Annotated in this window: 18 protein-coding genes; 10 read left to right on the plus strand and 8 right to left on the minus strand. The window is 71.0% G+C overall.

What is annotated here, in order from left to right; genetic code table 11:
* Positions 1-129 precede the first annotated feature (129 nt).
* From ACFY9S_RS27215 to ACFY9S_RS27245, 7 genes are read right to left on the minus strand one after another with little or no spacing between them, the layout of a single operon-like run.
* On the minus strand, positions 130-1167 hold the full coding sequence (locus tag ACFY9S_RS27215; protein WP_391132863.1) for a CoA transferase: 1038 nt from the start codon (positions 1165-1167) through the stop codon (positions 130-132).
* On the minus strand, positions 1164-2120 hold the full coding sequence (locus tag ACFY9S_RS27220; protein WP_391132866.1) for a TIGR03564 family F420-dependent LLM class oxidoreductase: 957 nt from the start codon (positions 2118-2120) through the stop codon (positions 1164-1166). Before ACFY9S_RS27220 ends, ACFY9S_RS27215 begins: the two co-directional genes overlap by 4 nt.
* Positions 2120-2524: a cobalamin B12-binding domain-containing protein gene (locus ACFY9S_RS27225; RefSeq protein WP_319165120.1), complete on the minus strand. Its 405-nt coding sequence runs from the start codon at positions 2522-2524 to the stop codon at positions 2120-2122. Before ACFY9S_RS27225 ends, ACFY9S_RS27220 begins: the two co-directional genes overlap by 1 nt.
* Positions 2524-4101 carry a methylmalonyl-CoA mutase family protein gene (locus ACFY9S_RS27230; protein ID WP_391132870.1) on the minus strand — a complete coding sequence of 526 codons (1578 nt, stop codon included), beginning with the start codon at positions 4099-4101 and terminating at the stop codon, positions 2524-2526. Before ACFY9S_RS27230 ends, ACFY9S_RS27225 begins: the two co-directional genes overlap by 1 nt.
* Positions 4098-5540, minus strand: a complete 1443-nt coding sequence (locus tag ACFY9S_RS27235; protein ID WP_391132873.1) for a FadD3 family acyl-CoA ligase — start codon at positions 5538-5540, stop codon at positions 4098-4100. The genes ACFY9S_RS27230 and ACFY9S_RS27235 overlap by 4 nt, the downstream gene beginning before the upstream one ends.
* On the minus strand, positions 5537-6715 hold the full coding sequence (locus tag ACFY9S_RS27240; RefSeq protein WP_391132876.1) for an amidohydrolase family protein: 1179 nt from the start codon (positions 6713-6715) through the stop codon (positions 5537-5539). The genes ACFY9S_RS27235 and ACFY9S_RS27240 overlap by 4 nt, the downstream gene beginning before the upstream one ends.
* A gap of 11 nt (positions 6716-6726) precedes the next feature.
* Positions 6727-8313, minus strand: coding sequence for an AMP-binding protein (locus ACFY9S_RS27245; RefSeq protein WP_391132879.1), 1587 nt, complete (start codon positions 8311-8313; stop codon positions 6727-6729).
* A gap of 64 nt (positions 8314-8377) precedes the next feature.
* On the opposite strand from ACFY9S_RS27245, the gene ACFY9S_RS27250 reads away from it, so the two are divergent.
* Genes ACFY9S_RS27250 through ACFY9S_RS27260 form a run of 3 tightly spaced genes read left to right on the plus strand, consistent with a single transcriptional unit; the run spans position 8378 to position 10856 of the window.
* Entirely contained in the window at positions 8378-9370 is a 993-nt protein-coding gene (locus tag ACFY9S_RS27250) for a 2Fe-2S iron-sulfur cluster-binding protein (RefSeq protein ID WP_391132882.1), read from the plus strand.
* Between the two features lie 42 nt (positions 9371-9412).
* Positions 9413-10132 (plus strand): enoyl-CoA hydratase-related protein, encoded by a 720-nt coding sequence (locus ACFY9S_RS27255; protein ID WP_391132885.1) that lies wholly within the window; start codon positions 9413-9415, stop codon positions 10130-10132.
* On the plus strand, positions 10122-10856 hold the full coding sequence (locus tag ACFY9S_RS27260; protein WP_391132888.1) for an alpha/beta hydrolase fold domain-containing protein: 735 nt from the start codon (positions 10122-10124) through the stop codon (positions 10854-10856). The genes ACFY9S_RS27255 and ACFY9S_RS27260 overlap by 11 nt, the downstream gene beginning before the upstream one ends.
* A gap of 60 nt (positions 10857-10916) precedes the next feature.
* On the opposite strand, the gene ACFY9S_RS27265 is transcribed toward ACFY9S_RS27260, so the two are convergent.
* The gene (locus ACFY9S_RS27265) at positions 10917-11555 is read right to left on the minus strand and encodes a TetR family transcriptional regulator (RefSeq protein WP_391132891.1); all 639 of its coding nucleotides are present in this window, start codon (positions 11553-11555) and stop codon (positions 10917-10919) included.
* Positions 11556-11916: 361 nt separating this feature from the next.
* Between ACFY9S_RS27265 and ACFY9S_RS27270 the strand changes: the two genes are divergently transcribed.
* From ACFY9S_RS27270 to ACFY9S_RS27300, 7 genes are all read left to right on the plus strand, one after another.
* Entirely contained in the window at positions 11917-13482 is a 1566-nt protein-coding gene (locus tag ACFY9S_RS27270) for an ABC transporter substrate-binding protein (protein ID WP_391132893.1), read from the plus strand.
* A gap of 28 nt (positions 13483-13510) precedes the next feature.
* Positions 13511-14455, plus strand: coding sequence for an ABC transporter permease subunit (locus ACFY9S_RS27275; protein ID WP_391132896.1), 945 nt, complete (start codon positions 13511-13513; stop codon positions 14453-14455).
* On the plus strand, positions 14452-16236 hold the full coding sequence (locus ACFY9S_RS27280; RefSeq protein ID WP_391132899.1) for an ATP-binding cassette domain-containing protein: 1785 nt from the start codon (positions 14452-14454) through the stop codon (positions 16234-16236). Before ACFY9S_RS27275 ends, ACFY9S_RS27280 begins: the two co-directional genes overlap by 4 nt.
* Positions 16233-17069, plus strand: a complete 837-nt coding sequence (locus ACFY9S_RS27285; protein ID WP_391132902.1) for an ATP-binding cassette domain-containing protein — start codon at positions 16233-16235, stop codon at positions 17067-17069. The genes ACFY9S_RS27280 and ACFY9S_RS27285 overlap by 4 nt, the downstream gene beginning before the upstream one ends.
* A 42-nt stretch (positions 17070-17111) precedes the next feature.
* Positions 17112-18329, plus strand: a complete 1218-nt coding sequence (locus ACFY9S_RS27290; protein WP_391132905.1) for a family 1 glycosylhydrolase — start codon at positions 17112-17114, stop codon at positions 18327-18329.
* 127 nt (positions 18330-18456) lie between these two features.
* Entirely contained in the window at positions 18457-20250 is a 1794-nt protein-coding gene (gene uidA, locus ACFY9S_RS27295; RefSeq protein WP_391132908.1) for a beta-glucuronidase, read from the plus strand.
* A gap of 111 nt (positions 20251-20361) precedes the next feature.
* Positions 20362-22734, plus strand: coding sequence for a glycoside hydrolase family 3 N-terminal domain-containing protein (locus ACFY9S_RS27300; RefSeq protein WP_391132910.1), 2373 nt, complete (start codon positions 20362-20364; stop codon positions 22732-22734).
* Positions 22735-22747 lie beyond the last annotated feature (13 nt).

Raw genomic sequence — 22747 nt, forward strand, 5'->3', positions numbered from 1 at the left:
GCCGTGCGGGACACAGCATCTCCAGGGCGCGCACGGCACTGGCCGACCGACCGCATGGCGTGGTGCAGCCGGCCACCGCCGAGCGGTGGCCGGCGGGATGCCGTAGTGGTCCCCTGAGCGGGGCGGCTTCTAAGCCGCGCCGCCGTGCTCCCCGAGGCGCGGCGGCGGCGTGTACGACGGCTGGTGCCCGGCGATCCGGAACGGGCTCGCGACCAGGCGGTGTTCACCGGCCCGCACGACCGCGTCGGGAAACTCGACGAGGGCCTGGGGAAGCGTGCGCACGGCCGCCGCCGGGACACCGAGCGGGCGCAGCCGGCGTTCCCAGCTCACCGCCGAGTCGGCGGCGAGCGCCTTCGTCACCGCGGCCACCACTTCCTCGCGGCGGGCCGCGCGCTCGGCCATCGTCGGGTAGCCCTCGATGCCCGCCTCGGCGGCGAAGGAGCGCCAGAAGCCGTCGTGGGTGATGAACAGCGCGAGGTGCCCCTCGGCGGTGGGGAAGAGCTGGGCGGGGACGTAGTAGGCGTGGGCGCCTCCGAGGCGGCGCGGGGCCGTGCCGTCGTTGAGCCAGGCGGCGGCGTGGTAGTTGAGCTGGGAGAGCATCACGTCGCGCAGCGACACGTCGATCTGGCCGCCGCGTCCGGAGACGATCTGGGCCAGCAGTCCCAGCGCGGCGGCCATTCCGGCCGAGTTGTCGACCGAGGAGTAGCCGGGCAGCGAGGGCGGCCCGTCCGGGTCGCCCGTCAGGGCCGCGATGCCGGTGGCGGCCTGGACGACGTAGTCGAAGGCGGGCATGTCACCGGCGTCCATGCCCCAGCCGGTGAGGGCCACGCACACCAGGTGCTCGTTGTAGGGCTTCAGGGCCTCGTAGGTCAGGCCGAAGCGCTCGATGGCGGACGGTTTGAGGTTCACCAGCAGGGCGTCGGCGTCGCGTACGAGATCGTGCAGCCGGTCCTGGCCGGCCGGGGCGGACAGGTCCAGGCGGACCGAGCGCTTGCCCCGGTTGAGGCTGGCGAAGTAGGCGTCGGAGACCTGCCGGGAGAGGTCGCCGCCGGGCGGTTCGACCTTGGTGACCCGGGCTCCGAGGTCGGCGAGCAGCATGGTGGCGTACGGGCCGGCCAGGATGTGGCCCACCTCCAGGACGCGCAGGCCGGCCAGCGGCCCGTTCACCGCAGGTCCGCCGCTATCGCGGCCACCGCGTCACGGGTGCGCAGCTTCGAGGCGACCAGTTCGTCCCGCCCGTTCCCCAGGGGCAGCAGCCGCACCGACAGATCCGTCACCCCCGCGTCCGCGAACCGCCTGAAGCGGGCCCTGATGGCCGCCTCGTCGCCGGCCGCGCACAGATCGCCGACGTCGCTGGCGTCGCCGTACTCCAGCAGGCGCCGGTAGTTCGGGGAGATCTCGGCCTCGCCGAGGATGCGGTTGGCGCGCTCGCGCGCGGCGTCGGCCTCGTGCGGTGCGCACAGGCACACCGGGATGCCGGCGACGATGCGGGGTGCCGGGCGGCCCGCCGCCGCGGCCGCCTTGGTGATCGTCGGGACGACGTGCTCGGCAACCGACCGCTCGTCCGCCATCCACAGCACCGTGCCGTCGGCGTACTCCCCCGCGATGCGCAGCATCACCGGGCCCAGCGCGGCCATCAGGACCGGCAGGGGGGCGAGCGGGGCGACGGTGAGCGGATTGTGGACGCGGAAGACGTCGTTCTCGATGTCCACCGAACCGTCCCCGGACAGCGCCGCGTTGAGCACCTCCAGGTAGGCGCGGGTGTATGCCGCGGGCTTCTCGTACGGCAGGCCCAGCATGTCGCGGACGATCCAGTGGTGGGAGGCGCCGACGCCGAGCGTGAGCCGTCCGCCCGCCGCCGCCTGCGCGGACACCGCCTGACGGGCCAGTGCGATCGGGTGCTGGGCGTACACGGGGACGACCGCCGTGCCCAGTTCGACGCGCTCGGTGGCCTGGCCCATGAGGGCGATGGCGGTCAGCGCGTCGAAGTCGGTGGGCACCTGCGGCACCCACACGGTGTCGAATCCGGCCTCCTCGGCCCACCGGGCGTCGTCGACCATGCGGGCCGCCTTGTGCGCGGCGTCGCCCCGCTCGGGACCGCTCATCACTCCGACTCGCATCAGAAGTCCTCCGGGGCTGTCAGGGCGCGGATGTCCGCGACGATCGCGTCGAGCGGGGTGCCCGTGGGGTAGACCCCGGCGGCCCCGGCCTCCCGCAGCCGGGCCACGTCGGAGGCCGGGATGGTGCCGCCGACCACGACGGGGATGTCGTCGCCGCCGGCGGCGCGCAACGCGTCGACCGTGCGGCGGGTGAGGGTGAGATGTGCGCCGGAGAGGATGGACAGGCCGACCACGGCGACGTCCTCCTGCACGGCGGTGGCGGCGATGTCGTCCACGCGGTGCCGGATGCCGGTGAACACCACCTCGAAGCCGGCGTCCCGCAACCCGCGGGCGACCAGCTTCGCGCCGCGGTCGTGGCCGTCGAGGCCGGGCTTGGCGACGAGGACGCGCACAGGTGGGGTCATCAGAACACCACCGGCTGCCGGAACTCGCCCCACACCGCGCGCAGGGCGTCGGCCATCTCGCCGACCGTGCAGTAGGCGCCCGCGCAGGCGACGAGCGGATCCATCAGGTTGGTGTCTCCTTCCGCGGCGCGCCGCAGGTCGTCGAGGCGGGCGCGCACCTCGGCGGCGCTGCGCTCGGCCTTGACCCGTGCGAGCCGTTTGAGCTGGCGTTCGCGGCCCTCGGCGTCGAGTTCGTAGGTGGCGAGGTCGGGCGGGGGTTCGTCCACCGCGAACCGGTTGACGCCGACAACCGGCCGCTCCCCGGAGGTGGTCTCCTGGTGCAGCCGCCATGCCTCGTCGGCGATGAGCCCCTGGAGGTAGCCGTCCTCGATGCAGCGGACCATGCCGCCGTGCGCCTCGAGGTCGTCCATGATCGCGACGATCCGCTCCTCGGTGGCGTCGGTGAGGGCCTCGACGAAGTACGAGCCGCCCAGCGGGTCGGCGACCCGGGTCACCCCGGTCTCGTGCGCGAGGATCTGCTGGGTGCGCAGGGCCAGAGTCGTCGACTCCTCGCTGGGCAGGGCGAACGGCTCGTCCCAGGCGGCGGTGAACATCGACTGCACGCCGCCGAACACGGAGGCGAGGGCCTCATAGGCGACACGCACGGTGTTGTTGCGGGCCTGCGGGGCGTAGAGGGAGGCTCCGCCGGCCACGACACCGAAGCGGAACATGCACGCCTTGTCGGTGGTCGCGCCGAACCGCTCGCGCACGAGGGTCGCCCAGCGCCTGCGCCCCGCCCGGTACTTGGCGACCTCTTCGAAGAAGTCGCCGTGCGTGTAGAAGAAGAAGGAGATCTGCGGCGCGAACTGGTCGATGGTCATCCGGCCGCGTTCCAGGACCGTCTCGCAGTACGTGACCCCGTCGGCGAGGGTGAACGCCATCTCCTGTACGGCGTTTGCGCCGGCGTCGCGGAAGTGCGCCCCCGCGACGGAGATCGCGTTGAAGCGGGGTACCTGCTCGGCGCAGAACTCGATCGTGTCCGCGATGAGCCTCAGCGAGGGTTCCGGGGGCCAGATCCAGGTGCCGCGCGAGGCGTACTCCTTGAGGATGTCGTTCTGGATGGTGCCGGTGAGCTTCGCCCGGGGGATGCCGCGCTTCTCGGCGGCGGCGACGTAGAGGGCGAGCAGGATCGCCGCCGTGCCGTTGATGGTGAAGCTGGTGCTGATCCGGTCCAGCGGGAGGGTGTCGAAGAGGATCTCGGCGTCGGCGAGGGTGTCCAGGGCGACGCCGACCCGGCCGACCTCGTCGGCGTACTCCGGGTCGTCGGAGTCGTAACCGCACTGGGTGGGCAGGTCGAGCGCCACGGACAGGCCGGTGCCGCCCTGGTCGAGGAGGTAGCGGTAGCGGCGGTTGGACTCCTCGGCGGTGCCGAAGCCGGAGTACTGGCGCAGGGTCCAGGTGCGGCCCCGGTATCCGGTGGGGTAGTTGCCGCGTGTGAAGGGGAAGGTGCCCGGGTCGGGGGGTTGCGCGCGGCGGTCGGCGGGGCCGTACACCGGGTTGAGTGGGATGCCGGAGGCAGTGCGGAAGTCCTTGGTCATGACAGCTGGTCCTTCATCACCTTTCCGGTGGCGTTCAGCGGCAGCTCGGTGCGGAACTCGACGTGGCGGGGCACCTTGAAGCCGGCCATCCGCTCGCGCGCCCAGGCGATCAGCTGGGCCTCCGTGATCCCGGCGAACTCGGTGCGTGCGACGACGAAGGCCTTGCCGACCTGCCCCAGCCGCTCGTCGGGCACGCCGATGACGGCGGCCTGGGCGACGGCCGGGTGCCTCAGCAGGAAGCCCTCGATCTCGGCGGGGTAGGCGTTGAATCCGCCGACGGTGAACATGTCCTTCTTGCGGCCGACGATCCTGAGTCGGCCCTCGTCGTCCAGTTCGCCGAGGTCGCCGGTGTGCAGCCAGCCGTCGGGGTCGACGGTCTCGGCGGTGGCCTCGGGGTCGTCGAGGTAGCCGCGCATGACCGAGTAGCCGCGCACGAGCACTTCCCCGTCGTCGGCGATGCGCACCTCGAAGCCTGCGCAGGGCCGGCCGACGGTCGTGGCGACCGCCTCGTAGGGGTCGCCGGAGCGGGACGCGGTGACGGTGCCGGCCTCGGTGAGGCCGTAGCCGGTCATCAGGTGGGTGAACGGCAGTTCCGTGGTGATGCGCCGGACCAGCTCGACGGGGATGTCCGCCGCCCCGGTCACCGCGACCCGCAGGGAGGACAGGTCGCGGCCCGCGCCCGCCTCCAGCAGGGAGTGGTACAGGGTCGGCGGTCCCGGCAGGACGGTCACCCGCTCCTTCTCCACGAGGTCCAGCACCCGGTCCACGTCGAAGACGGCCACCGGGAGGACGGTGGCGCCCTGGATCATCGAGGCGACGAGGCCCGCCTTGTAGCCGAAGATGTGGAAGAACGGGTTGACGATCAGGTAGCGGTCGCCCTGCCGGAGCTGGGCGAGGTCGCACCACTCGGCGTACAGGCGCAGGGTCTGGCCGTGCGTCGTCATCACGCCCTTGGGGCGGCCCGTCGTGCCCGAGGTGAAGACGATGTCCGCCAGGTCGTCCGCGTCGGCCCTGGGGTCCAGCGGATCGCCGGAGGCGAGGAAGCCGGAGGTCTTCAGGTCGATGACGGGGACGCCGGGCGGACCGGTGAACTCCCGGTCCAGGAAGCCGTTCTGCACGAGCAGCGCCTTGGCGCCACTGCGTACGACGATGTCATGCGCCTCCTCGTCGAGGAAGCGGGTGTTCACCGGCACCAGCACCCCGCCGGCAGTGAGCAGTCCGAACGCGGCGACGATCCACTCGGCCGAGTTGGGTGCCCACAGCGCCACCCGGTCGCCCGGCCCGACGCACGCCGAGGCGAACGCCCCCGCGGTGCGCCGGACCCGGTCGGCCAGGCCGGTGAAGGTCAGGCGCAGCTCCCCGTCGACCACGGCCTCGGCGTCGCCGAACCGCTCGGCCGCGCTCAGCACCAGCTCGGGGATGGTGCGGGCGGTGGTCATGCGTCGATCAGCCGGGCCAGATTGCCGCCCATGACCTTGGCCTTGTCCTCCTCGGACAGCTTCGGGAGGTGGTCGACGTAGGTGACGGGGTCGGCGAGGCCCTCGGGGTGGGGGTAGTCGGAGCCGAACAGGACGCGCTCGATGCCGATGAGGTCGCCGAGCTCCGCCATGTCCTCTTCCCAGAACGGGCTGATGTGGATGTGCCGCTTGAAGACGTCCACCGGGTTCTCCCGGAACTCGTGCGGCATCTTCTTGTGGACGTCGGCGAGGCGGCTGAGCAGTGGCTGCACCCACGAGGCACCGTTCTCGATGACGGCGACCTTCAGCTCGGGGAAGCGGGAGAGCGCTCCGTGGCAGATCAGTGAGGAGACGGCGTCCTCGATCGGCCGCCACTCGTTGACCTGCCGGAAGGCGTTGGGCTTGAAGGGCAGGAACTCGCGCCGCCGGCCCTCCCAGTCGTTGGCGTAGTTGGAGTAGCCGCTGTCGGAGGAGTGGAGCGCGACCAGGACACCGGTCTCGACCACCCGTTTCCAGAACGGGTCGAACTCGGGCAGGGCGAAGGACCGGGTGCCGCCGAAGCCGGGGACCGGCGCGGGGCGGATGAGGATGGCGCGGGCACCGCGCTCCACGACCCAGTTCAGCTCCTCGATCGCCTTCTCCACGATCGGCAGGGTGATGACCGGGACGGTGAAGATGCGGTCCTTGTAGGTGAAGCCCCAGGTGTCGTGGAGCCACCGGTTGAGGGAGTGGACGACGACGTGGATCAGCTCCGGGTCGTCCTTCATCCGCTCCTCGATGAGGCTGGCGAGGGTCGGGAACATCAGGCTGCGGTGGATGCCGAGCTCGTCCATGAGCTCCAGGCGCGGGGCCGGTTCGCGGAAGGCCGGGACGGAGCGCATGGGCTCGCCGAAGATCTCCCGGCGCGTCTTGCCGTCGGGGTTGCCGACCTTGAAGTACTCCTCCATCGCTCCGGGGCGGGCGACGACCTCGAACGTGGGGTTCGGGATGTACTCGCTGATCTGCCCGCGTATCGCGATCTTGGTGCGGCCGCCGACGTTCACGTACTGGATGGCGCCCTCGTACTCCTTGGGGAGGTACTTGGTGAGCGCTTCCTGGGTCTCGTAGAGGTGGTTGTCCGCGTCGAAGAGCGGATACGCGAGTGCACGAGAGGGCATGAGATCCTCCTTCACCGATTGCGAGAATCGTATTCTCGCATCGAGGGAGTCGCAATGCGCTTGCGAAGGACGAACTTCTTGACCTTGCCGCTCGGGGTGCGTGGGAAGTCCTCGACCTCGTGCACGACTTCGGGCCACTTCTGCCGGGCCAGCCCCGCTCGGTCGAAGTGCAGGCGCACCTCTGCGAGTCTCGGCGCCGACCAGCCGGGCAGCATGCGCAGGACGGCGGCGGCCCGCTCCCCCAGGTGCGGGTCGGGCACGCCCACCACGGCCGCCTCGGCCACCCCGTCCAGCCCCAGCAGGATCTCCTCGACCTCCAGGGCGCTGATGTTCTCCCCGCCCCGGATGATGACGTCGGCCTTGCGGTCGGTGACGGTCAGCCAGCCGTCGGCGTCCAGGGTGCCGATGTCGCCGGTGCGGTACCAGCCGTCGGCGTCGAAGGTGGCGGCGGTGAGTGCGGGGTCGGTGTAGCCGAGGCAGAGATCGGGGCCGCGGGTGAGGATCTCGCCGTCCTCGGCGAGCCGCACCTCCACACCGGGCAGCGGGAGTCCGTCGGTGTGCAGGCGCTGTGCGGCGGGCCCGTCGTAGGGGGTGCAGGTCACCGACGGGTGTTCGGTGGAGCCGTAGGCGCGGAAGACGGTGATGCCGAGGGACTCCAGCCGGGTCGTCACGGCCGAGGCGATGGAGGCGCCCCCGAGGCCGGCGTACTTCAGCCGTGCGATGTGCTCCCCGGTGCAGTCGGGGTGGTCCAGCAGGCTGGTCATGTAGTACGTCGCCCCACCGCCGACGGTGAGCCCCTCGGCCCGCATCAGCGCGAGCGCCCGGGCCGGGTCCCAGGTGTCGCCGAGGTTGACCGGGGAGCCGTCGAGGACCGGGATGAGGAACGCGTTGATCATGCCGATGAAGTGGCCGACCGGTGCCACCGTGAACTGCCGTCCCCGGTCCGGTGGATAGCTCGCGGCCAGCTGGCGGGTCTCGTAGCCGAGGGTGCGGTGGCTGTGGATGACGCCCTTGGGGTCGCGGGTGGTGCCGGAGGTGAAGGCGATGAGGGCGGGGGCGTCCGGGTCCACCGGCGATGCGCCGGCCAGCGGCTCGTCGGCGAGCAGCTCGTCGAAGTCCCGGCCGACCACACCGATGACGGGCACCCCGGCGCACAGGTCCGGACGGAACTCCGTCCGCCCGAAGCGCTCGGCCGCGAAGAAGGCCTTGGGGCGGGTGGCCTCGACGATGTAGCGGATCTCCTTGGGCCCGTAGAAGTGGACCACCGGGACGACCACCGCGCCGAGGAAGGCCGAGGCCCAGAACACCGCCGCCGCCTCCATCCAGTTGGGCAGCTGCATGACCACCACGTCACCCGGGCCCACGCCGCGCGCCCGCAGACCTGCGGCCAGCCGGCGCGCCGTGCGCTCCACGTCGGCGAACGTGCCCCTCCAGGGCCGCACCGCGGAGTGCACGCGGAACTCCACGTCCCCGTTCTGGCCCAGCCCGGCCGCCAGCAGGCCGCCCAGCGTCTCCCCGTTCCACCAGCCCTCGGACTCGTAGCGCGCCGCGAGTCCGGGCGGGATCGGCCGCAGGGCGCCGGGGGGAATCGTCGTCATGACAGATACTCCTCCCTCGTTTGGAGAATTGCACTCTCCCATAGCGAGAAGGTAAGTTCCACACATGGCACGGGACCATGGCTTTCATCCGGTGCGGATCACCCGGGTCGTCGACGAGACGCCGGACACCCGCACCTTCGCCCTCGACGCGCACTTCCCCTACCGGGCCGGGCAGTTCCTGACCTTCAAGGTGTGCGGGACGCTGCGGAGCTACTCGATGTCCTCCTCGCCCGACACCGACGGCGAGGTGCGCGTCACCGTCAAGCGGGTGCCGGGCGGACTTGTCTCCGGCTGGATGCACGAGCGGCTGAGGCCCGGCGACACGCTGGAGGCCACCCTGCCCGGCGGTGCGTTCTGCCTGCGTGAGGACGCCGCCGATCGGCCGCTCGTCGCCTACGCCGGCGGCAGCGGCATCACTCCCGTGTTCTCGCTGATCAAGAGCGCACTGGCGACGACGCGCCGCGATGTCGCACTGCTGACCGCCCATCAGAGCGCCGGGGCGGCCATCTTCCGCGAGGCGCTGGACGCGCTCGCGGTGCGCCACCCCGGCCGGCTGGACCTGCGCCATCATTTCGACGACCGGGACGGGCTGGTCACCCCCGCGGAGATACGGGCCCTGGCCGACGACGGGGCGGACTTCTACGTCTGCGGGCCGGAGCCGTTCATGGCCCTGGTCGAGGAGACCCTGGCCGCCCACCGGGTCGCTGCCGAGCGGATCCTGGTCGAGCGGTTCACCCCGACGGCACCCGAGGAGGCGCCCGCCGGGCCGCCGGAGCCCGTCGCCGGGACCGTCACCGTCGACCTGCGCGGTGAGCGCCGTACCGTGCCGCAACGACCCGGCGAGACGCTGCTGCAGAGCGCCCGCCGGGCCGGCTTCACGCCGCCGTTCTCCTGCGAGTCCGGGGACTGCGCCACCTGCATGGCCCGGCTGACGGACGGCGAGGCCAAGATGCGGGTGAACAACGCCCTGGACGCCGACGAGGTCGCCGAGGGATACGTGCTCACCTGTCAGGCCGAGCCGACGACCCCGGACGTGACCGTGGTGTACGAGGACTGACACAGCAGCATCCGCACCCGCCCGACGACCGGAAGGCCGCGCATGGTTGAGCTGGAGCTTCAGGACGGCCTGGCCGTCGTCACCATCGACCGTCCGCACGCCCGCAACGCCATCGATCCGCACACCATGGGCGAGTTGGAGAAGGCCCTGGACGCGGCCGAGGGCGCGGCGGCGCTGGCGGTGACCGGGGCGGGCGAGAAGGCCTTCGTCTCCGGCGGTGACCTGAAGGAACTGGCGCGGCTGCGCACCGAGGGCGAGGCCGCGGACATGGCGCTGCGGATGCGGGCGCTGTGCGACCGGATCGCGAGTTTCCCCGGGCCGGTGGTGGCCGCCCTCAACGGGCACGCGCTGGGCGGCGGCGCCGAGGTGGCCATGGCGGCCGACATCCGCATCGCCGCCGACGACGTCCGGATCGGTTTCACCCAGACGAAGCTGGCCATCGTCCCCGCCTGGGGCGGGGCCGAGCGGCTGGCTCGGCTGGTGGGACCGGGGCAGGCCCTGCTGCTGTCGGGCACCGGTCGGGTGCTGGAGGCGGCCGAGGCCGAGCGGCTGGGGCTGGTGGATCTCGTCCTGCCCCGCGCGCGGTTCGCCGCCGGCTGGCGGGAGGTGGCCCGCTCCCTCGCCACCCCGCAGGCCCGCGAGATCAAGAACCTCACGACCCGGACCCGGCCGGCGCGCGAGGCCGCCGCGGCCTTCGCCCGGCTGTGGGTGTCCGAGGAACACTGGCAAGCGGCGGAGAAGGTGATGTCCCGTGGCAAGTGAAGTGCGCGTCGACGACGGGCCGTTCGGCCCCGAGGTCCGTCCGGAGGGCGGGGCCGTGGCGCAGACGATGTTGTACCTGCACGGCGATCCGCGGCTCGCCGGCACGCCCCAGGACGCGCTGCCGACCGCGCGGGAACTGGCCCGGCTCACCGGCTACGCGGTCGTCTGCGCCCGCTACCGGCCCCGGTTCCCGGCGGCGTTGGACGATGTCCAGTCAGCCTGGGAGCACTGCCACGCCCATGGGCCGGCGGCGGTGGCGGGCAAGCGGCTCGGCGGGGCCCTCGCAGCCGGCCTGCTGCTGCGGCTCCGCGACGCGGGCGCCACGCTGCCGACCTGCGCGGTGCTCTCCTCACCGGTGCTGGATTTCACGCTGGACTCGTCCAGCCTGCTGCTCAACGCCGCCGCCGACCGCACCGTGGACGCGGAAGCGCTGCCGATCCGAGCGGCCACGTACGCGGGGACGACCCCGCGCGACCATCCGATGCTCAGTCCGCTGCACGGCAACCTGCACGGCCTGCCACCGCTGCAACTGCACGCGGCCGGCACGGAGGTGCTGCTCGACGACACGCTGTCCTTCGCGACCCGGGCGGCGCACTCCGGCATCGCGGTGGACATGCGGATCCACGAGGACTCCTCCGCACAGGGCATGCGGCAGGTGGAGGCGATGGCGCAGTTCCTGCGGGCCTGGTGCCCGAACGGGGTGGCCACGCATCGGCGCGGATGAACTCCCCGGCGCGCCACGCCATGGCGTCACCTACGGGTGCCCACGACGGCCGGACCGGCGTCACTCACCCGCGGGGGGCTCGGGCCCGGCTCGGCCGTCGTCCCCGGGCTCCTCATAGATCAGCGACAGGAAGGCCCAGAACGGTCCCACGATGTCGAGTTCCTCGTCCAGCAGCCACTGCAGTTGCAGGCCGTTGAGCACGGCTTGCAACAAGACGGCCGCGTGTTCGGGCTTCAGGCCCGCGCGCAGCCTTCCCGTGCCCGCGTCCGTGTGCATGCCGTCGCTGAAGCGTCTGCGGCCGTCCTTGTAGCGCCGGGCGAAGTAGGCGTGCGCCGGATGCCCTGGGCGCGACGCCGCGGTGGCGAGTTCGATCCACAGACGCATCAACTCGGGGCTCGACTGGTGGTGGCGCAGCGTGTCGCCGAGGTACCGGGCCACCTCCTGAGGGCTGGTCACCTTGGATTTGCCGTATTCCCACTCCTCGTTGTCACGTTCGGCGAGAACCGCGGCGAGCAGCTCGTCCTTGTTCCGGAAGTGGTGCAGCAGGCCCGCGTGGGTGATACCGGCCCGTTCCGCGATGTTCCGCAACGAAGCTTTGGCGTAGCCGTGTTCGGCAAAACTGTCGCGCGCCGCCCGGACGATTTCCGAACGGCGGGCTGCCGTCTTGGCGTACGGCCCCCGCGGCATGGCGTCGGTCACGATGCGTTCCCCTCCCGGCCGAACACTTACCAAGTGGTCGGATTTGTGGTTGCCGGGGATTGTGACGGCCGAAGGGCAGCGACGCAAGGGCTCGCGCAGCCGCCACCGTGCGGTCCACGACGGCGAACCCCCTTTGATAACGCTCTGATTACGAAGCAGGACGCCCATCTTCCCCCGGTCCCGCGCCGGGTCCTAGCTTGCGAATGAAAACCAACCGGGCGGTAAGAGTTGGCGGGTTCGAGCTCACGTCACGGGCAGACCGCCACGTTCGCCACGCGGCCGTCTCATCCGCCGGCTCCTGACTTCACGCATGGCACTGACGAAGGATCAGCTCCTCACTTCTCGCGACGAAGGACTCCCCATGCGCACACCCTCCAGGTCCTCCCGTCCACGGCGGCTCCCGCGGACCCTTGCGGCCGCCGTCGGCGCCGCGCTCCTCGCGACTGCCGCCACGGCCTGCGCCGGCGACGGTGACCAGGCCGCCGGTTCGTCCTCCGGTGCCAAGACGCTCGCCCTGTCCATACTCGGCACACCCAACTCCTTCGCACCGACCCAGCTCGTGAGAGGTCAGCAGGCCTACGTGTGGCAGTCGATCTACGACACGCTCCTGATCGAGGACAACAACGGGCAGCTCAAGCCCGGCGCCGCCGAGAGCTGGAAGTACTCCGACGACGCCCGCACCCTCACGCTGAAGCTGCGCGGCGGCATGAAGTTCAGCTCGGGCGCGGCCGTGGACGCGAGCGCCGTCAAGGCCACCCTGGACCTGATGGTGAAGACACCCGGCCCCAACCAAGGGAGCCTGGCCTCCGTCGCGTCCGTCGAGGCGCCCGACGCGTCGACCGTCGTCATCAAGCTCAAGCAGCCTGACGGCTCCCTGCTCGCGTCCCTGTCGTCGGCGTCCGGCGTCGTCGGCGACCCGAAGACCATGACGGACAAGAGCGCCGCCCTGAACCCGGTCGGCTCGGGTCCATACACCCTCGACAAGGCACAGACGGTCAACGGATCCGTATACGTGCTCAAGAAGCGCGACGACTACTGGGACAAGGCCGCCTACCCGTTCCAGACCGTCAAGCTGCGCGTGATCTCCGACCCGACGGCCGCCGCCAACGCCCTCAAGGCGGGTGAGACCAATGCCGGTTCCGTGGATGCCTCGCGCCTGAGCCAACTGGAGTCGTCCGGCTTCAAGGTGACCGAGGTCGGCGCGACCGCCGGAGCGAACCTGGTCCTCGCCGACCGTGCGGGTACCAAGCTCAAGGCCATCGGTGACGTACGTGTGCGCAAGGCCATCAACATGGCCTTCGACCGCGACAAGCTGGTCCAGCAGATGCTGCGAGGTGGCGGCGTCGCGACCGAGCAGGTGTTCAAGCCCAAGGGCCAGGTCTACGACCAGGCACTGAACAAGACATACGCCTACGACACCAAGGCCGCGAAGAAGCTGATGGCCGCGGCCGGCTACGCGAACGGCTTCTCGGTGAAGATGCCGAGCTTTGTCTACATCAAGCAGTTCGAGCCGATCATCCAGCAGGCGCTCGGTGACATCGGCGTCAAGGTGACCTGGGAGCCGGTACCGCCCCAGCAGAGCGGGACAGCCCTGCTGTCGGGCAAGTACCCCATGTTCCTCATCATGGACGGCCTCGACGCGGACCCCGTCCTCGCCAAGGCCTTCTACGGCGAGGGCGGCTACCGCAACCCGTTCCACACCACCGACCCGAGGCTGACCGACCTGCTCGCGGAGGCCGACCGGCAGACCGACCCGGTCAAGGCCGCCGCGGCCTACCGCAAGGTCAACGAGTTCGGTGTCGAGCAGGCCTGGACGGCGCCCCTCTTCTTCGTCGGCACCCAGTGGGTGACCGGCAAGGGCATCACGTACCTGGGTGACGGCTCCTCGACCGCCCCCACCATCCGCCAGTTCGGCGTCGCCAAGTAGCAGCCGCCTCCTCGAATCGAGCCCGCTCATGCTCCTCTACGTGCTGCGCCGCCTCGCCACCGGCCTGGTGCTCGCCGTCCTGGTCACCTTGATCACGTTCGCACTGCTCAGCACCTCCTTCGACGACGTCGCCGCAACCCTCCTCGGTGCCGGCGCGACCCCGCAGAGCATCGCCGCCAAGAAGGCCCAACTGGGCCTGGACCAGCCGCTGGTAATGCAGTACTTCGAGTGGCTCGGTCATGCCCTGGGCGGTGATCTCGGCACCTCGTACTTCACCGCCGAGCCGGTGCGCGGGGCGATCGGCGCCCGTCTCGGCGTCACCTTGTCGATCGTCGTCGTGGCCCTGCTGATCACCGCAGTGCTCAGCGTGGTCCTCGGAGTCCTCGCGGCCTCGCGCGGCGGCGTCATCGACCGCGTCACCCAGGGTGCGTCGATGATCGGTTACCTGATCCCGAACCTGCTCATCGCGATCGCTCTCGTCTACGTCCTCGCGTTCCGTCTGCACTGGTTTCCCGCCACCGGATACACGCCCTTCGGCGAGAACCCGAGCCGCTGGGCGAGCAGCATCGCCATCCCGGTAGCCGCTCTGATGGTGGGCGGCATCGCGAACCTGACGGCGCAGATCCGCGGCACCATGATCGGCGAACTGCGCAAGGACTACGTCCGCACCCTGCGCTCCCGGGGCATCCCGACCCGCTCGATCGTCCTGCGGCACGCCTTGCGCAACGCCGCCGGACCGGCTCTGACCGTGCTGTCCCTGGAGTTCATCCAGATGCTCGGCGGCGCCCTCGTCATCGAACAGGTCTTCGCCCTGCCGGGCTTCGGCCAGTACGCGTTCAACGCGTCGCTGCAGGGAGACGTCCCGATCATCATGGGCATCACCGTCTTCGGTGTACTCCTCGTCGTCATCGTCAACCTGGTCGTCGATCTCATCAACGGCTGGCTCAACCCGAAGGCGAGGATGGCCAGTTGAGTATCTCAGGTACCTCTTCGGCAGAGGCGAAGCGCGTCACGGCGCGGCGCCGTCCGCTCGCCGACCCCCAGGCCGTCATCAGCGCGGCCCTGCTCCTGAGCGTCGTCCTGCTCGGGCTGCTCGCGCCCTGCTTGAGCGACCACGAGCCCAACCAGGCCAATCTGGCTGCCGTCAACGCCGCCGCCGGTGAGCACGGCTACCTCCTCGGCGGCGACAAGAGCGGCCGCGACATCTTCGCCAGGCTTCTGGGCTCCATCAACACCAGCGCCGTCTCCGCCCTGATCGGCACCGTCGTCGCCCTTGCCATCGGTGTCACCTTCGGACTGATCGGCGGATATTTCGACCGCCGTGTGCGGGGCGTCACCGAGTGGGTGTTCAACCTCGTCATGACGTTCCCGGGGCTGCTGCTGCTCATCGTCCTCATGCCGGTCACCGGCGGCGACTACCGCGTCACCATGCTGATCTTCGGTGTGCTGCTCTCACCGGGCATCTACCGCCTCGTACGCAACCTCGTCGCCGGTGTGAAGAACGAACTGTACGTCGATGCCGCCCGGGTCTCGGGACTGCCCGACCGGCGCATCCTGCGCCGCCATGTCCTCACGGTGGTCCGTGGTCCGGTCGTCATCGCCACCGCGTTCCTGTGCGGCGCCTCCATCAGCGTCCAGTCCGGTCTCGCCTTCCTGGGCGTCGGTTCCGACACCGTCCCCAGCTTCGGGTCGATGATCGCCGAGGGGTTCTCCAACCTGTACGAGGAACCGCTGCAGTTCCTGTGGCCCAGCCTGCTCCTCGGCCTCATCACGGCCTGCCTTGTACTGCTGGGCAACGCACTGCGGGACGCGCTGGAGGGCGACCGGCCCAAGCCGTCGCGTATCTCCGCACCCGACTACCAGGCGGCCGAGAAGAGGCCCCCGAGCGTCGGCGGGGCGCTGCTGACCGTGGAGGGCCTGTCGCTCGCCTACCCTAGCCCGACCGGTGAACTGAAGGAGGTCGTCAGTTCCGTCACCCTCGAAGTGGCCGCGGGCGAAACCGTCGGCCTGGTCGGCGAGTCCGGCTCGGGCAAGACCCAGACGGCGTTCTCGGTGCTCGGCCTGCTGCCGGCGGAAGCGGTGATCACAAGCGGCTCGGTGCGGCTCGACGGCCGTGAACTCCTCGGCCTCGGTGAGCGCGAACTCCGTTCCGTCCGCGGCCGTGCCATCGCCTACGTACCGCAGGAACCCATGTCCAACCTGGACCCCTCCTGCACGGTCGGCGCCCAACTCGTCGAGGGCGTGCGCGCCGCCGCCTCGTCCGCCGGGACACCCCTCTCGCGAGGCGAGGCCCGCGACCGGGTCCTCGCCCTGCTCGGCAGGGTCGGCATCCCGGACCCCGAGCGGACCTTCCGCTCGTATCCGCACCAGATCTCCGGCGGCATGGCGCAACGCGCGCTCATCGCCGGAGCTGTCGCCAGCCGGCCGCTGCTCCTGATCGCGGACGAGCCGACCACCGCGCTCGACGTCACCGTGCAGGCCGAGATCCTCGACCTGCTGCGTGATCTGCGGAAGGAACTCAACATGGCGGTGCTGCTCGTCACCCACAACTTCGGTGTGGTGGCCGACATCTGCGACCGCGTCGCCGTGATGCGCGAGGGCACGGTCGTCGAGACGGGCGAGACCGAGGAACTCTTCCGCGATCCGCAGCACGCGTACACGCGGATGCTCCTCGACTCGATCCTCGACGAGAACACCGTGCGCGCCGACGCACCCGCTCGGCCCGCCGCCGCCGTGAAGGAGACCCTGCGATGAGCGCGCTCCTCGACGTGAGCGACCTGCGCGTCACCTTTCCCGGACGGGGCTTCCGCGCCCGCCCCGACGAGGTGCTGCACGGAGTGTCGCTCGATGTGGCGGAAGGCGAGACGCACGGCCTGGTCGGCGAGTCAGGCTCCGGCAAGACGACGATCGGCCGGGCCGTGCTCGGTCTGGTGGCGGCCTCGGGCGGCACCATCACCTTCGCCGGGCAGGACATCACCCACGCCACCCGCAAGAGCCGTCGCGCACTGGCGCGGGACATCCAGGTCGTCTTCCAGGACCCCTACGGCTCGCTCAACCCGGCGCTCGCCGTCGGCGACATCCTCAGCGAGCCCTTGCGCGTCCAGGGGATCGAGGCCGGTCAGGCCAGGGCCAGGATCGGTGAACTCCTGGACCAGGTGGGCCTGCCGGGCGACTCCTACGAGCGTCTGCCCCGCGAGTTCAGCGGCGGTCAGCGCCAGCGCGTCGCGATCGCCCGGGCACTGGCGCCCGCTCCCCGGCTCATCGTCTGCGACGAACCCGTCTCCGCACTCGACCTGTCCAACCAGGCCCGTGTGCTCGACCTGTTCGTCGACATCCAGCGCCGTACCGGAGTCGCCTATCTCTTCGTCTCGCACGACCTGGCGGTCATCCGGCACGTCAGCCATCGGGTGAGCGTCATCCACCGCGGCGACATCGTGGAGTGCGGCCCCGCCGTCCAGGTCACCTCAAGGCCCGAACACCCCTACACCCGAGCGCTGATGCTCGCCGCACCGGTCTCCGACCCCGTGCGCCAGCGGGCTCGCCGTGCGGGGCGCCGGCGGCCGGCCACCGCGGAGCCCATCCCGTAGGCGATGGCTGTCAACTCCCCCGCACAGCAAAGGAGAACGACCGTGAAGCAGACGGCAGAGGGCTTCCTGTGGGGCGCCGCCACCGCCGCCCACCAAGTCGAGGGAAACAACGTCAACAGCGACTTCTGGGCCCGTGAGGGCCGTCGCCCCGGCATGGAGCGCAGTGGCGACGCCTGCGACAGCTACCACCGCTACGAGGAGGACATGCGGCTGCTCGCCGAGGCCGGCCTCAACGCGTGTCGCTTCAGCATCGAATGGGCGCGCATCGAGCCCGTTGCGGGTCATGTCTCGCGCGCCGAACTCGCCCACTACCGGCGCATGATCGACACCGCCCGCTGCCTCGGTCTCGAACCGGTCGTCACCCTGCACCACTTCACCAGCCCCCAGTGGTTCGCCGCGGAGGGCGGCTGGACGGGGGAGCGGGCCGTGGAGCGCTTCCAGGCGTACGTGCGCGCGGCCCTCGGCATCCTCGAGGACGTCCGTTGGGTGTGCACCATCAACGAGCCCAACATGCTCGCGCTGATGGCCGGCATGTACAAGGCCGCGCGTGAGGACCCCGAAGGCGCGAAGAAGTGGATGAGCCCGACCGTGGAGGGCGCGGCCCGCCCCGTCCTGCCGGACCCGGACCCGGTGATCGGTGCTCGCCTCACGGAGGCGCACCACGCGGCCCGCGAGATCCTCCGAAAGTACTCGGACGCCTCCGTAGGCTGGACGGTGGCCTGCCAGGCCCTCACCGCCCTCCCCGGCCACGAGGACAGGCTCAAGGAGGTCCGCTACGTCCGTGAGGATCTCTACCTGGAGGCCGTGCGCGGCGACGACTTCATCGGCGTCCAGTCCTACTCCAGCCAGAACGTCGACGCCGGCGGCGTCGTCCCGCACCCGCAGGGCCCCGACACCACCCTCACCGGTAACGCCTACCGCCCCGACGCGCTCGGCATCGCGGTCCGCCACGCCTGGCAGACCACCGGCCATGTCCCGGTCCTCGTCACCGAGAACGGCATCGCCACCGCCGACGACAGCCGCCGTATCGCCTACACCGGCGAGGCGCTGCGGCACCTGTTCGCCGCCGTGGACGACGGGGTGGACGTACGCGGATACCTGCACTGGAGCGCCCTCGACAACTACGAGTGGGGCCACTGGAAGCCCACCTTCGGGCTGATCGCGGTGGACCGCGAGACCTTCGAGCGACACCCCAAACCGAGCCTCGCCTGGCTGGGCGAGGTCGCCCGCGGCGGCCGGACCGTCCTGGCTGAGGGCTGAGCGCCATGACGTACGAGCACGCCGCCGTGGGGCCTTACGACGCGTCCGGTCTCCACACGGCCGGCTGACACGACCCGCATGCCCCACTCCACCGCACCTGCCCCACACCCCCGGAGAGTCGAACGACATGCTGAAGCCCCGCGCCACCGCCACCCGCGACCTGGTCTCCCTGGACGGTCTGTGGAGATTCGCGATCAGCACCGCCGTGGGTGAGCAGCCGTGGACCCGGACGCTCGACACCCCGCTCGAGGCCGCCGTACCCGCCAGCTACAACGACCAGTTCACCGACAGCGCCGTTCGGGACCACGTCGGCCGGGTCTGGTACCAGCGCACCGTCCGCGTGCCACGCGGTTGGGCCGGTGAGCGCGTCATCCTGCGCGTCGGTGCCGCCACCCACGAGGGCCGGGTGTACGTGGACGACGTGCTGGTCGCCGAACACATCGGCGGCTACACCCCGTTCGAGGCCGACATCACCGAGCAGGTCAGGGCGGGCGGCGAGTTCCGGCTGACCATCGGCGTCAGCAACGAGCTGACCCACACCACGGTTCCGCCCGGCCGGATCACCGTCGCCCAGGACGGCCGACGCACCCAGACGTACCACCACGACTTCTTCAACTACGCGGGCCTGGCCCGCTCGGTGCTGCTGTACAGCGTGCCGTCCGTCCACATCGAGGACATCACCGTCGTCACCGGCCTGGACGCGACCACCGGCACGGTCGCGTACGAGGTGGAGACCAGCGCCGCCGCGGCCGTACGGGTCCGCGTCCTCGACGCCGCCGGGGCCGAGGTCGCCGCGGCCGACGGGGCGAGCGGCACGGTACGCATCGACGATGTGACACCGTGGCGGCCGGGCGCGGCGTACCTCTACGACCTGGTCGCCGAGATCGTCGACGGCGACACGGTCCTCGACACCTACACCCAGCCCTTCGGCGTACGGACCGTCGAGGTCCGCGGGACCCGGTTCCTCATCAACGGCGAGCCGTTCTACTTCACCGGTTTCGGCAAGCACGAGGACATCCCGGTGCGCGGCAAGGGCCATGACGACGCCTACCTCGTCCACGACTTCCAGCTGATGCGGTGGACGGGTGCCAACTCCTTCCGCACGACCCACTACCCCTACGCGGAGGAGGTCCTCGAACTCGCCGACCGGCAGGGCATCGTCGTCATCGACGAGACCGCCGCCGTCGGCATCAACCTGGCCGTCGAGGGCGGCCTGGGTGGCAGGCAGCACCCGCCGACGTACTCGCCCGACACCTGCAACGACGACACCCGGGCCGCCCACGCGCAGGCCATCCGCGAGCTGGTCGCCCGGGACAAGAACCACCCCAGCGTCGTCATGTGGTGCATCGCCAACGAGCCGTCCACCCACGAGGAGGGCGCCCGCGAGTACTTCGAACCGCTCGTCGAACTCACCCGCGAACTCGACCCCACCCGCCCGGTCTCCCACACCGCCTCGCTGCTCACCACCTTCAAGAACGACCTCATCGCCGACCTGTTCGACGTGCTGTGCCTCAACCGGTACTACGGCTGGTACATCGCCATCGGCGACCTGGCCACCGCCGAGACCTACATGGAGGCCGACCTGCGCGGCTGGTGCGAGAAGTACACCAAACCGATCCTGATCACGGAGTACGGCGCGGACACCCTGCCGGGGCTGCATTCGGTGTGGGACCAGCCGTGGACGGAGGAGTACCAGGCGGCGTACCTGGAGGCCAACCACCGGGCCTTCGACCGCTGCGCGGCGGTCGTGGGGGAACAGGTGTGGAACTTCGCCGACTTCCAGACCTCCAACGGCATCCACCGCGTGGACGGCAACCGCAAGGGCGTCTTCACTCGCGACCGCCGTCCCAAGGCCGCCGCCCACGCGCTCAAGGGCCGCTGGTCGTCCCTGGGCGGCCGGAAGCCCTCGAGCTCCGGCTGACGCACCCGATCGGCCGGGGGCCGGGTCGCCCGGCCGACACTCCCGCACCCCTGCACCCCTCCACTCCCGCACTCCGCGAGCACCGCACTTCACGAGAAGGACCGAGCACCCATGAGCACGAGCCTGTCCCACACCGTCGACCGTCTGGTCGAGAGGCTCACCCTGGAGCAGAAGGTGGCCCAGCTCGGCGGCCTGAACCTGCCGGGCCTGATCCGCTTCGACCCGCGCGGCGGGCCGGCACTCGCCGTCGAACGCGTCGCCGAGCAGCGCCCGCACGGGGTGGGACACCTCTCGCTGGGCTGGTTCCTCGGCCAGGACGCGGGCAGCCTGCGTTCCGCGCTGGCCAGGGTCCAGCAGGCGGTGCGGGAGGCCTCACCCTTCGGGATCGGCGGGCTGGTTCACTTCGAGGGCGTCAACGGCTTCCTGCACGCCTCGGGTGAACAGTTCCCCACGGCCTGGGCGCAGGCGGCGACCTGGGACCCCGCTCTCGTCCGGTCCGTGGCCCGGGTCACCGCCGCACACATGCGGGACCTCGGGGTCCACCTGGTGTTCGCGCCGGTGATGGACATCAGCCGCGACCCGCGCTGGGGACGGGTCCATGAGACGTACGGGGAGGACCCGGAGCTCTCGGCGCAGTGCGCGGTCGCCTACGTCCAGGGCATCCAGGGCGGCGACGGGACGGAACCCGGTGCGGAGATCCTCGCCACCGGCAAGCACTTCCTGGGCTTCGGCGCTTCCGAGGGTGGCCTCAACATGGCCACCACCCAGCTCGGCCGGCGCACCCTGGTCGACGAGCACGCCGAGCCGTTCCGCCGCGCCATCGCCGAGGCCGGCCTGTCGCTGGTCATGAACTCGTACAACGACATCGACGGCATACCGGCGGCTGCCAACCGGTCGCTGCTCACCGAGTTCCTGCGCGGCGAACTCGGCTTCGACGGTCTGGTGGTGAGCGACTACGAGTCGGTCGGCATGCTGCGCACCCGCTACCGTACGGCCGACTCGCCCGGCGCCGCGGCCGCGCAGGCTCTGACGGCGGGCCTGGACTCCGAACTGCCCGAGGCGTGCGACTATCCGCACATGGTGGAGGAGGTCGCCTCCGGCAGGCTCGACGAGAAGGTGATCGACCAGGCCGTCGCACGGGTCCTGACAATCAAAGCGAGGGTCGGGCTCGTCCCCTCCTTCCGAGCCCGCCCCGCGGCCGATCGCACGCCCGGCCCGCAGCCGGAGGCCGTGGCGGCCGCCGCGACCCGCGAGGCCATCGCCGAACGGGCCCTGGTCCTGCTCCGCAACGACGGCACCCTGCCGCTCACGGGCACGCTGCCCCGCATCGCTGTGACCGGCCCCGCCGCCGCGGAACTGCGCATCCACTTCGGGGCGTACACGTCGGCCGCCGCCGCCGAGATGACGGCCGCGATCAGGGCGGTGCGCAGTGGAGAAGTCGACGGGATCGACCCGGTGACTTTCGCCGCCCCCGACATCGTGACCACTCCGCTGGGCCAACTCCAGCCGCGCTTCGAGGAGATGGCCAGGGCCCTGCATCCGGACGCCCGTACGGTTCTCGACGCGCTGGAGGCACACGGAGCCCCGGTCACCGAAGTGCCGCTCGGCTCCTTCACCTCACGCGAGCCCATCGACGCGGGGCGGGTGTCGGCCCTCGTCGCGGACACCGATGTGATCATCGCTGTCGTCGGTGAACGCAGCGGCCGGGTCGGCGGCAACACGGCGGGCGAGGGCCGCTCCAGCACGTCGCCGTCGCTCCCCGGCAACCAGGAGGAGCTCGTCGAGCGGCTGGCCGCCACCGGAAAGCCGGTGGTGACGGTCGTGGTGTCGGGCCGCCCGCTGCTCCTGGAACGCGTCGCCCGGGCTTCTTCCGCGCTGCTGCTGGCCCCACTGCTCGGCGAGGTGGCGGGCTCCGCGATCGCGTCGGTACTGCTCGGCGCCGCGGACCCCGGCGGCAGGCTCCCGGCCACCTTCCCCCGTCACCTCGGGCAGGTCCCCGCCTACCACGGACACCGGCACGGCAGCGGCTACGACCACCCCACCGGCGACACCTACGCCTACATCGACCTGGACGACCAGAGCCCGCTGTTCGCGTTCGGTCACGGGCTGTCCTACACCGTCTTCGACGTGGAGCTCACCGGTGACGCCGAGGTCACGCCGGAGGGCACCGTGCGCGTCCCGCTGAAGGTCTCCAACACCGGCGAACGGGACGGCGAGACCGTAGTGCAGCTCTACGCCCGGGACGAGTACGCGAGCGTTGTGCGCCCGGTCCGCCAATTGCTCGCGTTCCAACGTCTGGCGCTGACCGCCGGGGCGTCGAAGGAGTTCGTCCTCGAAGCCCCCCTCGAGCGGCTCTGCTACACCGGCGCCGACGGCCGCCGCGCCCTCGAAGCCGGCGCGATCACCTTGATGGCGGCTCTGAGCAGCGACGACGTCCGCTGCGCCACATCCGTCCAGGCCCCCGCCGTCCCCAGCCCGCGGTGAGTCGCCCGTCAGT

The sequence above is a fragment of the Streptomyces sp. NPDC012474 genome (assembly GCF_042955185.1).
Lineage (GTDB): Bacteria > Actinomycetota > Actinomycetes > Streptomycetales > Streptomycetaceae > Streptomyces > Streptomyces cahuitamycinicus.